The organism is Ulvibacterium sp. (assembly GCF_965228935.1).
Lineage (GTDB): Bacteria > Bacteroidota > Bacteroidia > Flavobacteriales > Flavobacteriaceae > Ulvibacterium.
In genome coordinates, this window is sequence record NZ_OZ245846.1 from 4613663 (window position 1) to 4627545 (window position 13883).

General features: G+C 42.8%; 7 protein-coding genes. 2 read left to right on the forward strand and 5 right to left on the reverse strand.

Annotation, left to right across the window (positions count from 1 at the left end):
• The first annotated feature begins 5 nt into the window (after positions 1-5).
• Both ACO06Y_RS19420 and ACO06Y_RS19425 read left to right on the forward strand, forming a co-directional pair.
• The gene (locus tag ACO06Y_RS19420; RefSeq protein WP_422080697.1) at positions 6-1286 is read left to right on the forward strand and encodes an HlyD family secretion protein; all 1281 of its coding nucleotides are present in this window, start codon (positions 6-8) and stop codon (positions 1284-1286) included.
• Positions 1287-1452: 166 nt separating this feature from the next.
• Positions 1453-5034: a VCBS repeat-containing protein gene (locus tag ACO06Y_RS19425; protein ID WP_422080698.1), complete on the forward strand. Its 3582-nt coding sequence runs from the start codon at positions 1453-1455 to the stop codon at positions 5032-5034.
• A 10-nt stretch (positions 5035-5044) separates the two neighbouring features.
• On the opposite strand, the gene ACO06Y_RS19430 is transcribed toward ACO06Y_RS19425, so the two are convergent.
• The 5 genes from ACO06Y_RS19430 to ACO06Y_RS19450 all read right to left on the reverse strand — a co-directional run bounded on the left by ACO06Y_RS19430 (position 5045) and on the right by ACO06Y_RS19450 (position 13586).
• Positions 5045-6535 (reverse strand): sulfatase, encoded by a 1491-nt coding sequence (locus tag ACO06Y_RS19430; protein ID WP_422080699.1) that lies wholly within the window; start codon positions 6533-6535, stop codon positions 5045-5047.
• Positions 6536-6562: 27 nt separating this feature from the next.
• Positions 6563-8260, reverse strand: a complete 1698-nt coding sequence (locus tag ACO06Y_RS19435) for a glycoside hydrolase family 9 protein (protein ID WP_422080700.1) — start codon at positions 8258-8260, stop codon at positions 6563-6565.
• Positions 8261-8390: 130 nt separating this feature from the next.
• Positions 8391-9110 (reverse strand): dienelactone hydrolase family protein, encoded by a 720-nt coding sequence (locus ACO06Y_RS19440; protein WP_422080701.1) that lies wholly within the window; start codon positions 9108-9110, stop codon positions 8391-8393.
• Positions 9111-9129: 19 nt separating this feature from the next.
• Positions 9130-10371 (reverse strand): FG-GAP repeat domain-containing protein, encoded by a 1242-nt coding sequence (locus ACO06Y_RS19445; RefSeq protein ID WP_422080703.1) that lies wholly within the window; start codon positions 10369-10371, stop codon positions 9130-9132.
• A gap of 11 nt (positions 10372-10382) precedes the next feature.
• Complete coding sequence (locus tag ACO06Y_RS19450; protein WP_422080704.1) at positions 10383-13586, reverse strand: FG-GAP repeat domain-containing protein; 3204 nt, start codon at positions 13584-13586, stop codon at positions 10383-10385.
• Positions 13587-13883 lie beyond the last annotated feature (297 nt).

Here is a 13883-nt window from a genome sequence, read left to right on the forward strand (position 1 = left end):
ATACTTTGGACAATATAAAATTACGGAGCGAAGAGGTTCAGGAGATACTTACCCGCGTTCCCCATTGGATGATACGGTGGGGCAATACCCTCTTCTTGTCCCTTATCGTCTTGGTACTGGCCATTTCCTGGTTTATAAAGTATCCGGATTTAATCGTATCCCAAGCAATCATTACTACCAAAACCCCTCCCCAAAAGGAATTCGCCATGGTTTCCGCAAAATTTGACTCAATACATGTAATTGAATCACAAGAAGTTACAAAGAACACGGTTCTGGCGGTCTTGGAGAATACGGCGAATACGGAAGACGTTTTGTACCTACAATCGATACTCGATACCATCAAAATATCGGACAAATCCATTGAATTTCCATTTGACAGTCTTCCCATTCTTTTTTTAGGGGATATCAACCAAAGTTTTGCCTTGTTCGAAAACAGCTATTTTCAATACAAATTGAACAAGCGATTACAACCTTTTTCCAACCAAGCCATTGCCAACGAGATTTCCTTGGCCGAGCTAAGCAAGAGGCTGTCCAGTCTGGAAGATCAATATGCTTTGAGCAAATCCGAACTGGCTTTTAAGGAAGGTGATCTGGAACGCCATGAAGGCTTGTACGAAAAGGGAGTGATTTCCCAACAAGAATTTGAAAATAAAAAGTTGGAAGTACTGTCCTCCGAAAGAAATACAAAAACCCTCGGTGCTTCTATTTCACAGATCAGGGAAGCTATAGGAGGGGCCAAAAAAACATCAAAGGAAACCGAGATATCCCGTACCCGAGAGGAAATCCAATTGTTAAAGACCACTATACAAGCTTTTAATCAATTAAGACAGGCCATCAAGGATTGGGAGAACACTTTTGTATTCAAATCGGAAATTGATGGCAAGGTCTCCTTTATGAACTATTGGGACCAAAACCAATCCGTGTTCCAGGGAGATCTTGTTTTCACCATTATACCTTCCGACAACTTGGACTATGTGGCAAAATTAAAAACGCCCTCGCAAAATTCTGGTAAAATTGAACCTGGCCAATTTGTAAACGTGAAACTCGAAAATTATCCCGAGACCGAATTTGGTATTTTAAAGGGCGAAGTTGAAAATATTTCCCTAACACCGGACAAGGACGGTTTTTATTTGGTAGATGTTTCCCTACCTCATGAAATGATTACCAGCTATGGTAAGGAAATCCAATTTAAACAGGAAATGCGTGGGGTCGCCGAGATTATTACAGAGGATTTAAGGCTTCTGGAGCGGTTCTTTTATCAGTTGAAAGAAGCTTTCGAAAGGTAGTTCACTTCTAAATTCCACGTATAATCACAGCTTTTCCATTTAAAAAAATCAAAGGGTTGCGACATTTATAAAAGGTCCACTAAATTAGGAGCATCCTTTTTTGTTTCTTTCGCCGTCTTCTCGCATCTTTGTGTGCTGACCACTTTAGACCTGAACAATAAGTATCATGAAGAATTTAATTTCCGGTAATTCCATAACTTTTGGGATTGTCCTCTTAATACTTCTCACATCTTGTGGACAAAAGGAGCCCCCCCCTACCCTTTTTACAAAAATCGATGCCGTACAATCCGGACTTCATTTTAACAACCAGCTTGTTGAGAACGATTCCATAAATATCATAGATAATGAATTCGTATATAACGGCGCCGGGGTGGCTTTAGGTGATCTAAACGGTGATGGATTGGACGATATCTTTTTCGCAGGAAACCAAGTGGACAATAAACTGTTTTTAAACAAGGGGAATCTCAAATTTGAAGATGTTTCCCACATAGCCCAAGTAGGAAAGCCAGATTCGCTTTTTTGGTCCTCCGGGGTATCCATAGTAGATATCAATGCCGATGGTCAAAAGGACATCTATGTTTGTAATACCTTTTATAAGGATTCGCTACGTAGAAAAAACCTGCTATACATTCATCAAGGAATTAATGATGCGGGGATTCCTGAATTCAAGGAGATGGGTGAAGCCTATGGCATTGGGGATTTTACCTATTCATCCCATGCACAGTTTTTTGACTATGACAATGATGGGGATTTGGATCTGTTTATTGGCGTAAATCGGATTGAAGGCATTGACCCCACCGAGTTTCGTCCATTGGAAGACGATGGTACATCATTGAGCAGGGACAAGCTTTACGAAAACCAGTGGAACGACAGTTTGCAACATCCCTATTTTGTAGATGTCTCCGAAAAAGCGGGTATCCGTTACCATGGTTATAGCCATAGTACGTTGATCAATGATTTTAACGAAGATGGCTGGTTCGATATTTATGTCGCCAATGATTTTTTGAGCAATGACCTGATGTATATCAACAATCAGGATGGCACATTTACCAACCGTGCCGGAGAGGTCTTTCAACATTTTAGCCTTTCCTCCATGGGCAGTGATGTGGCGGATATCGACAATGATGGACGCATGGATATCTACACTACGGAAATGCAACCCTATTACAATAAACGTAAAAAATTATTCCAAGGCCCTAGTAGCTACCAAAAGGAAATCTTTACAAAGAAATACGGATACGAAAACCAATATGCGCGAAATACAATGCAATTGAATTTGGGCATCAATCCGGAAACAGGGGTTCCTATTTTTGGGGATATGGGGATGTACGCCGGAGTCCAGGAAACGGATTGGAGTTGGGCGCCCCTTTTCGCCGATTTGGATAATGATGGCTGGCAGGATCTATTTATTACCAATGGTTTTCCAAAGGACGTGACCGATCGGGATTTTGGGGATTTCAGGGTAACGGCCAGTCGCTTGGTAAGCAAGGAAACCCTGATCGCTGCCATTCCGGAGATAAAAATTCCAAATTTTGTGTTTAAAAACCAAGGGGATTTGGGCTTTAAGGATGTAACCCAGGAATGGGGCCTGAACTTTGGTACATATTCCAGTGGAGCGGCTTATGGTGACCTGGACAAAGATGGGGATTTGGATTTAGTCGTCAACAATATCAACGAACCCGTCCTTTTGCTGAGGAATAATTTGGATCGGATGACCCCAAAAAACAATTACCTACGCGTACAGTTGATCGGGAAAGACAGAAATCCCACGGCCATTGGTGCGGTTGTGGAGCTCCATACAAAAGGTATGATTCAGAAAAAGTCGGTGTTATCAGGACGTGGTTATCTCTCGCAACCTGAAAAAATACTACACTTCGGGTTGGGCAGTGCTTCGGTTGCTGACAGCATCACCATTCATTGGCCCGGAGAAGGTAGGCAGAAGTTATCAAATATAAACGTAGATACTCTTGTGCGGATAGTTTATAATACTTCCGCTTTGGATGCAGACCATGTACACAACAAAGGAAGGGAAATTGATTTTCAAGAGGTGTCCAAAAACTATAATCTTGATCATCTAAGTGAAGACCATGATTTTATTGATTTCAATTTTCAGCGGACCCTTCCGCATAAATTTTCGCAATACGGCCCATCCTTGGCAATTGGTGATATTAATAATGATGGCTTGGATGATATGTTTGTGGCCGGAAGTAGAAAATTTAAGGAGAAGTGGTTCCTACAACAAAAGGACGGTACTTTTAAGCAGAGCGAGGTAGCCTATAAAAAAGACTTTGAATTACAAGAGGAAGACGCAGGAACGTTACTTTTTGATGCGGATAACGATGGTGACCTGGATTTGTACATCGCCCGGGGATGTGCACAATATCCGGCCGGACATGAATTTTATAGAGATGTGCTTTTGATCAACGATGGAAAGGGCAATTTTACGGAAAGTACGGAATCGCTCCCAAACATTACCGCTAATTCCTCAGCGGTAAAAGCTGCTGATTATGACCGCGATGGCGATTTGGACCTATTTCTGGGGAGTAGGGTTTTGCCTTTCTCCTATCCTTTGGCAGATCGTTCCTATATCCTGAAAAATGAGAGTACTCCGGGCAAACCTAAGTTTGTTGATATTACCAAGGATGTTTTCCCCGAGACCAGTCCGGGATTGATTAGCGATGCGCTTTGGACGGATTTCAATGGGGACTTTTGGCCAGATTTAATTTTGGCCGGAGAGTGGATGCCCCTTCGTTTTTTTAGAAACGAAAACGGAAAATTGATCGAAGTTACAAAGAACACCGGTATCGCTGACCAAATGGGCTGGTGGAACAGTCTTGCTGCGGCCGACTTAGATAATGATGGTGATACGGATTATATAGCCGGAAATTCCGGGAAAAATATCTATTTCAAGGGTAGTGCGGAAGAGCCAGTTCGCGTATACGCCAAGGATTTGGATGATAATGGTACTATAGATCCCTTAATTTCCTATTATTTAAGGGATAGCATCGGTACAAGAAAAGAGTATTTGTACCATCCCTGGCAAGACGTTACCAAGCAATTTGTGGGTATTCGCAAAAAGTTCAATTCTTTCGGAGCATTTGGGGAATCGACACTTCCTGAAATGTTTGCGGATGGACTCTTGGATGATGCCACGGTTTTGTCCTTCAACTATATGCAATCTTCTTGGATAGAAAATCTAGGCAACGGAAAATTTAAAATTCACCCGCTTCCAACGGCCGCGCAATTGGCACCTATCTACGGAATAGTGCCCAAGCATTTGGATGACGATAACTTTATGGACCTATTGTTGGTTGGCAACGATTATGGAATGGAGGTACAGCAGGGCCCTGCGGATGCACTCGTTGGTTTGGCACTTAGAAACACTGGTAAAGGAAGTTTTATACCCATTTCATTGGAGAAAAGCCATTTCCTTGTACCTGGTGATGGAAAAAGCCTGGTTACCCTTAATGTAGCCAACGAAAAAATGCTCATAGTGGCGTCACAGAACAACGATTCCCTACGGGTTTTTGAACCTAGGAAAGAGTTGTTCAGGGAATTGATAAAACTGAAACCTAACGAAACAAAGGCCCAAACCCGATTTGCGGATGGTTCCCAAAACGTTCAGGAGTTTTATTGGGGCAGTTCTTTCCAATCACAGTCAAGCAGAACCTTGATTATCAATGCCAATGCCGTAGAAGTACGCATTTTTGATTACCTGGGAAATGAAACACGGAAAATTGATTTTTGAAAGTTTTCCCTTAGTATTCGTTTTCATGCTTATAATCGCCATAGCGATACTTAATGGTTCGCTTTAGAGGAATATTCATTCCTTTGGTCTGCTCTTGCCAATCATAAATGGCAGTGGCCATGGATTTTACAATTTCCTGCTTGTCCGGATCGGCAATAAGGTTATACATTTCGTCCGGATCATTTTCCAGATCATAGAGCTCGTTTCTATCCCACAGGCCATGATATTTGATGTACTTATACTTATCCGTCCGCATTCCGAACACTGTTGGGGTCATCGGAAAATCATATTCCCAATAATATTCATAAAAAACTTCTTTACGCGCCGGGGCATCCATATCTCCCGTTAAAATGGGAACAAAGGAAACCCCAGGCATATAGTCCGGTTTTTTTACTCCCGCAACATCAAAAATCGTAGGTGCCACATCAATATTTTGTACCATTTGTTTTGGAGTCTTACCTCCTTGGAACAATTCTGGGCAACGTACCAATAAAGGGACTTTGACAGATTCCTCGTAAAAATGACGCTTATCTATTAGCCCATGCTCACCCCAACTAAAGCCATTATCACCCATATAGATGACCAAGGTGGACTCATCCAGACCTTCCTTTTGTAAGTACTCCATAACGGCACCGACGCTTTCGTCAACTCCTAAAAGCGTTTCGCAATAGTCCACGACCATCTCATGTAAATCCCGATTGTCATGATACATATAATCCACTCCATGCCAGCTTATACGCTGATCAGCAACCCATTGCGGCCATTTGAGATCTCTATATTCTCCTGTCTTGGTCTGGTCATAGGTTTTTGGCAAAGTAATTTTTTTTCCTTTATACCGACCTTTATGACGTCTGGCGGGTTGAAAGCCGGCATGCACTGCCTTATGGGATAGATAGAGAAAAAACGGTTTCTTTTCATCGCGTTTGTCCAGCCAATCCAGGGCATGTTCCGTTAACAAGTCGGTAATATAGGTCGAGTCCTTATAAGCTACTCGATTTCCATTGATATTCAAGGTAGGGTTATAGTATACCCCTTGCCCAGGAAAGCTCTCCCAATGTGAAAAGCCGGGTTGTGGCTCATCCCCATGATCTCCCATATGCCATTTTCCAAAAAAACCGGTCTGATAGCCCGCTTTCTGTAAATATTGTGGGAAATAGGTAAGGTTTCCCGGATCGGGTGCCTGATTATCCACAATGGTATGGGTGTGTGAAAATTGTCCCGTAAGAATAGAAGCCCTACTAGGGGAGCACAATGATGTAGTTACAAAAGCATTGGGCAAATAGGCCCCCTCGGTGGCTAACTTATCCATATTGGGTGTTTCCAACCAAGGTACTTTCCCTGTAAAGCCCATATAATCATATCTATGATCGTCAGTGAGAATAAAAATTACATTACGTGGCTTCTTTTTGATCAGTTCTCCGGGATTACCATTGGCAAGGCAATTTGAGTTACAGAGCATGAAGCCCAGGGCAAGGCCCAAAAAAGGAATTGTTTTTTTCATATGTTCAAATCTATTCAATTTAGTGTTCTATTTCGATTCTTGCTCCAGAAACCCAAGTACATAGGTCAAGGGTGCATTCCAATTCAAACAAATCTCATTGCTGGCATAACTAGGTTCTTGATCTACCCAACTCTTCATAGGTGCCGGATTTTCGGGATAGACCGCTCCGCCTACAACATCCTGCAAACGACTATTAGGTCCCCCCGATAACAGACCTGGGACGGGCTCCGCTATTCCATCTGCAGCACTTTGCCGATGATGGATAAACATTGGGGTTTTGTCCCCAAAACCGGTAAGGTAGCCTACACCCATGGCATTATGGCCCAAGACATAATCCATGGCCTGTTGCACCCCGACCAAATAATCCTCCTTCTTTTCCAATCTATAGGCTTGGGCCATTATCATGGCTGCGTTCAGTACATCACTATTGGATCCCCAATGAAAATCGTCAATCGGTTGAAAATAATCCAAATTATTGGCTTTTCCCACCAAGGCATCGGCAGACTCCAAAATTCCGTTCCTCAGTCTTCGATACAAATCCGGAGGAACCACCTCCCGATTTTCCAAAAGGGAGAACATTCCTAAAAAACGCATATACCGTGTCCAGCTTTCTCCGGGCTTGAATGTAAAATCGATCGATTCCATTCTTAAATGATCAAGATAAGATGAATCCTCTGTAGCAATAAAAAGTTCCGCATCCGCCCAAAACCATTCGTCATCAAAATTTGTGTCCCCATACTGTCCAGTGGAGATATCATCAGGGTTTACAAATTTAATTCCTGGATTGTTCAAGGCCCAAGCATAGGCTCGTTTTGCTGCCTCCAGACATTTCCCTGCATATTCAGCATCCATTTCCCTGAAAATACGATAGGCCTGTGCCGCACAGGCGGCAAAATCTAAAGTAGCAGCGGTTCCCTTCCCAACAATATAGCGCTGACTGGTAGCTTCATGGGGCATCACCATAGGTTCAAATTTTTTTGCCGTAAGCTTATGAAACAGTCCTCCATCGGCGTCCTGCATGGTCAAAAGCCAGTCCATTTCATATCGCAGTTCGTCCAAATAATCGCTAATACCATTCCCACTTTCTGGAATACCAAGTTCTTTATCCTTTATAATTCCGGGATATTGCTCCTCCAAAAGAAACAACTGTCCCAAGGGAAAACTGCCATTAACCACATATTTATTATAATCACCGGCATCATACCATCCCCCTGGTGAGGAAAGGAAGCCTTTAGTCTTGCCGCTTGACGGATGAAAAAGCACGCTGTCATCCGGGTGTGCCATGGGTCTTTGCCACTGGCCCGCGTGTTCCTCTTGCAAGGGAATACCCACCCTTTGGTAATAGAGCCCTTTTACAGAGCCCAAAAAAGTGCTATCCAAAACATTGTGGCGAATTTCAAAAGGGTACGAATATCCCAAACCTTCAACAAGTATCATATAGGTTCCCTCATCCTTAATAGTACTGAAATCGGCAACCCGAACGGTTTCCCCGGCCAATTCCCAATCCTTGGGCTGCGAGAGGTTACCGGTGTGGATTACCTCCATCTTATCCTTGTCCACTATCTTGAATTCCTCTTTTCCCTCCCCTTGGAGAACGGTTGCCTTTTTTACCGCAGCGGGATAGTAACCTATCTGGTTCAATCGGATATCAGGGGTGTACATATTGGCAAAGGGGGTTATGAAATCCATACACGAAACAGCGAGAAACCATACTGCTGATGACAAAAAAATTAAAGTCCTTTTAAATCGGTAATCTTCCATATTAATACTGAATGAAAAAGGTTCAAAACAATTCTAGAATAAAAATATCCAAAGTTGAGATTACTTAAAAGCAGAAATTCCTTTATTCAGTGGATTAGTCCTTTCGATCTTGCTCCATAAACCAATCGTACAACTCATCTGTATTGTAGGCCTGAATCCAAGAATTATGGCCAACTCCCGGATAGCGGGTAAAGCGCACATCATGGCCCATTGTCCTTAAGGCATTGACCATCTCTTCCGATTCGGAAATTGGGATGGATTTATCTTCCTCCCCATGAAACACCCATATAGGCATTTTCTTATCTATCCAAGCGGCATAAGGTACTGGGGTCATACCACATACAACGGCCATGGCGGCAAATTTTCCAGGGTACTGTACGGCCATTTCCCAAGCTGCTCCACCGCCACGGCTCAGGCCGGTTAAATAAATTCTATTCCTATCTACCCGATTTTTGAGCACAATGGAATCCAATAATTGATTTACGGCCCGGACATTCCACCATTTTCTTTTATGGGGATTTTGGGGGGCCAATATCAAAAACGGGAACTGCTTTCCTTCCACAATAAGTTTGGGAGGGCCATTCTTTTTTAGGGTTTGTAAACTATCGCCGGATTCGCCACCACCATGAAGAAACAACAACAACGGAAACTCCTTATCCGACTCGGATTCATAGCCTTGGGGATAATACAGGTAATAGCTTAATTTCTCCTTAGTCACGGTCTCCTGCTCCGCATCTATAAGCAACGATTTAGATTGGGCTCTACAACTCTGAAGGCACAACAAACTCAAAACCAGATAAATACTTCTCTTCAAAATAATTCTTATATCAAGTTTAATTAATTTGATTCTCTAAAATAAAAAAGTCTGAGGCCTCATGGTCCGGATATCGGAAGATGTCCATATCACCATCCCCATCATAATCAATTGCTTGCCCATTATAAATGCCATCGGTCTCAATTACCATTTCCGTATAGTTGGTGTAATTTCCTTCATTTAAAAATAGGGAAACATCAAAATTCGTTTTGTCCAAATTTACGGCCCTGCCCTTATTAATACCGGCCATAACATCAAAATCTCCATCCAAATCAAAATCGTATACCTGTAACGTATGACATGCCGGGATGCTATCCGCAATAATTACACTGTCCCAGGAATCCCCAGACCTCTTGTAGATCGCCAAGGGGTATCCTGCCCGTTCGGAATGTCCCATATAGATTTCTGCCTGTCCATCTCCATCCACATCCCGGATAAAAGTTTTTGTCCCGTTTCTGGACCAATCCCCTTCTTGATCGTTCCATTGTTCGTCCAAGTTCTCTTCCATCCAAGGTTTTGTTAAATCCGAACCTGGGCTATAATAAATCATTCCTGTTGCTACAATATCCGGATACCCGTCCTTATTCAAGTCCCCTACATCCATACCCTCATGAAGTACCTCGTTCTCAATAAATTGAACTCGTTTCCAAGTATCACTGCCTTCTTGCCTAAAAATACTCAAGGTATGCTCATCGAATGTAAGAAGCGCTATATCCAATTTGCCGTCGGTATCAAAATCGGCAAAGCTTACATCCTTTATCGCATCAGGTGCCGTACCAATGCTATGTGGTTTCCAGCTACCATTACTATTCTCGTACCAAAAAATTTCTGCAGTAGCCCCTGCATCTGCCCATTCACCAGGATGTTTCACTGCAAACACATCAGCATCCCCATCACCATCTATATCGGCAGCCTCCAGTTCACCGCTCGCGAAAAGTCCTCCCGTTACAGGTTTTTCAGCTATAATGTTCAATTCCCAAAGACCATCTTCCTGCTGTCCTTTGTAGTACCCCAAATACCCTCCTCTGGAATTGTTATTAATGAAAAGTAAGTCGGCAATGCCATCCCCGGATATATCAACAGGTGTATGCGCCCACCAATACTTGGCACTGTCCACAATTTTGCGCTGTTTAAAAGCCAGCTCCTTTTTTATTTCGGACTCGGCCATAGCTTCCTTCTTTTCTTTTTCTTTACACGATTGGAAAATTCCTGTCAGTACCAAAAATCCTAGTAGGAAAACATAAACGGCATCTTTTTTCATTGCTTCTCTATTTAGTGATTGTGGTGGTCAATCAATTTGTTAATGTGTTCTGACATTTTTTGATGACTTCCTTGATCCGTAACGGCAGAATTTCGCATCCCAATAATGAATGAGTTTTTCCCTTTCAAAAGTGGTGTGGTATTTTCTCCTCTACCAAAACCAAATACCGTCATTCCATCCTTGCTCTCTGCGCCTTCCACAGTATTACCAAGATACGACATCATGTCTGTATGTTCATCCGGGTTGATCTGAGCAACGAAAAAAGTGGTGTCCAAACCTTTTTTATTGAAATAGGCCCAACGAAAGTTGTTAAAATCGATATCGCCTTTATAAAAATCCGGTATTTCCGAACTTGGTCCGGAGGCGTCCGTTCCATAGGTGGAAACTTCCGGTGAAAATGACCCACCCGGTGTTCCTTCATACAAAAACCAATAAGGTGTGCCGTCCGTGCTTAAAACCTCCAAAACGGCATGGTCTTCCAAAAAAGTCCATTCCCATTCCCAAAAACCACTTTTTGTCCTTGTCCTAATCTTGTTTTCCGAAACAATCTCCGAGACACATTTATCATGTCCGGGGTGGCCTGCTCCCTTGTCGTTTTCCGATTTGAAAACTAGGTTGGGAAGTCCACGAAAGGCCGAGGCCGCAGAAGCGGGGTATTGGTCCCATGGTTCCGTCTTGTAGCCTACCCAGTCGTTCCCATAGGTGTCCAGTATTCTGGAAAACCCTCCACCAGTCTTATCGAAATAATAGGTGGCCCCTTTACTATGTATAATGAAGTGCGGCCTATTTTCATAGGTGCCCTCTGAGATTGTTATGCTATTTTTTAAGGGTGTTTCCCTTCTGACCTTTACCATTATACCGGGCCACTGAACGTCCATGCCATGGACCATTTCTCCATCGTGAAGGGGAGTCTTCAATGTTTTTAGACGATTTTTGCCACGCTTTAAAGAGATTATATCCTTGAGCTCTTCGGTATGCCAATGGGCATCATAACAAGGTAAGTCCGTATTATTTTTTTGTTCTACGCCATTAACATTTATCCCTTCCGAATAGCAAGGACTCCAACTGGTCCAGTATAATTTTACACTAAAGTCCTTGGATGTTTGAAAAGGAATGTCGAATAATTGGGAATGCTCCCCGTTACGTGTCGTCCAAAAAGGTTCCTGGGCATAAGGTTTTGCCAAGTGAACATTGTGTTTTCTTTTAAGAGCAAGGTTTTCAACATATGGAAGAACATGGGTAAACCCTTTGTTATCCCTTACCAAGGCCGTTACCGTTAAAGGGCCGCCTTGATCGGGAATCCATTCCGTATTCCAGGTAATTTCAAAAGGAATCTTGGAGGAGTTGCCTATAGAATGACCAAGCTTTCCTCTATGATACAGATATTGCCATTGTCGATACTTGCCATCTCCCTGGACATTAACGTCCTCATAATGCCCTATATAGTCCACGGAAGTGATTTCCCCAAGCTGTTCCCCAGCTAGGGAAAGGGTAACGCTATCGCCCAAAACTTCGTTGGATCGTATCCCGGAGACCTCTGCGATAGGCTTTTTTTTTTCGTCGGAAGCATAATAGATACGAAGGACAACACCATACACCAAATTTTGGGGCCAATCCCAAGACTGATCCTTGGCCACGGTAAGCTTGAAATGATTATCAAGTCCTTGCCTTAAATCGGAAAGTGGTATTGAAGTACGAATATTTGCATGGAACATATAATCCGTTGGAGGATTGGGAATGGTACCGGGCTCGGGCATTCTAACCGCTTTTCCCTTATTGAACCGTATCCGTAAATCCTTGGTATCCTCATGGGATTGCACCCGCTCTACCAGGACTTCGGCACTAATGGCATTTTCCAGATCAATCGCCTGATTTAGGGGAATAAAACCGTCCTTATGTCCATCTTCGGGAAAGTGGTCTGTATTACTGGCATAATCCAGTTTTCCACCAACACGCAGAAATTTGCCACGATCTCCAACCCTATCTGGAACCCATGGGTATTCCTTGAACATCATTCCCGATTTAAGGGACTTTATGGCATCATTTCTCCAGACATGCATGTACTTGTGTTGATCCCAACCCGCACCTATGATGTCCAAATCGCCATCATTATCCAGGTCTACGAACTGGGTTCCTAAATGATTTTCCTTTCCGGTATCGATTACGGTCTTTGAAAAATTCCCCTTTCCATCATTTTTCCATAATTGTAGTTCCAAACTTTCTCCCTTGTGTTCGGCAGTGAGCAAATCCACGTCACCATCCCCATCAAGATCCGTAACATCCAAATTGTTTATGGAGTATTGGGTAACAATCCTATTGCGTTCCCAATTCTTTAAGTCCTGTTGGGCGAACCACCAAAAATTGGCGTCAGGTTCCAGTCCTGGATAGCGTTCCTCGGTAACAATAATATCAGTCTTACCGTCCCCGTTTACATCAGCAATTTCTACCCTATCTATAGGATGTTCACTGCGGCCTACTACAGTCTCCTTCCACAGTGTTTGAATATTTCCCGGATTTTTATACCAAACCAAGATTTTTGGCTCATCCTCACCATCCGGCCTTCTGCCGGCGGCAATATCCAAATCGCCATCCCCGTCTATATCCCCTACCCCTATGCCTTCATCGGAAGTATTTTCACAAACCATGTTCACTTTCCAATCTACAGTATCGGCATTGGCTTCTGGTATTGAAATGGCATAAATATCCCCATCACCGGCAATTACAAACTCAGAACGTCCAGTGGCAATCAAATCCGCTTTTTCAAAACCTTGACTGTTCACGTGGCTCGTAGCAGGCACCTGACCGATCAGACGTCTTTTATACCGTGTTCCTTCGGTATTAAGGGCTTCATACCAATATAAATTGGGTAAAGCCATTGCGATAATGTCCCCGTAAGGGTCGCCGTCTACATCCAAATAAAGGATGGCATCTACATTATCATCCAAAACCGTCCGTTTCCAATGTCCTTCCATTCCCTTTCCAGGATTATGATAAATGTACCTTCCGGATATAATATCCAAGTTGCCATCATTGTTTACGTCTCCGGCATCCAGTCCAAAGTATCGTAGCCAATTGGGTTCGCTCCAATCGCCCCATTTTTGTTTGACGCTATCTATCTGAATATAAGTCCATCCCTCTAAAACATCCTGCTGGGCAAGGGAGCCCGTAGCAATACTTAAGGCATAAAGGATCAAAATATATCTTTTGATTTTCATTGTATGGATTCTGATTGCGTAATACTTTGTCATGAAAACTACTTTAATCTATATTCTTCTAAAATGGTCATAAGGCCTTTACTCCCAAGAGACACTTAAAAACATAGTATCACAATACCCAATTATATCAAATAAAGGATACGGTAAGACACGCTGTGTCGATTTTTTTGAGTCTTCCAAATAGTTCAAAAAATGAAAATACTAAAAAGTGTCCTGGAAGTATGGTATCATTTTATCAAAATAAGATACGGAAAAATAAGAATAAAAAAGGTGGACACTTTGAAAACGTCCACCTGT

What these genes read in the sequence shown, in the direction of transcription:
- ACO06Y_RS19425 (WP_422080698.1), top strand. Translation starts at nt 1,453, where the DNA reads ATGAAGAATTTAATTTCCGGTAATTCCATAACTTTTGGGATTGTCCTC.
- ACO06Y_RS19430 (WP_422080699.1), bottom strand. Translation starts at nt 6,535, where the DNA reads ATGAAAAAAACAATTCCTTTTTTGGGCCTTGCCCTGGGCTTCATGCTC.
- ACO06Y_RS19445 (WP_422080703.1), bottom strand. Translation starts at nt 10,371, where the DNA reads ATGAAAAAAGATGCCGTTTATGTTTTCCTACTAGGATTTTTGGTACTG.
- ACO06Y_RS19450 (WP_422080704.1), bottom strand. Translation starts at nt 13,586, where the DNA reads ATGAAAATCAAAAGATATATTTTGATCCTTTATGCCTTAAGTATTGCT.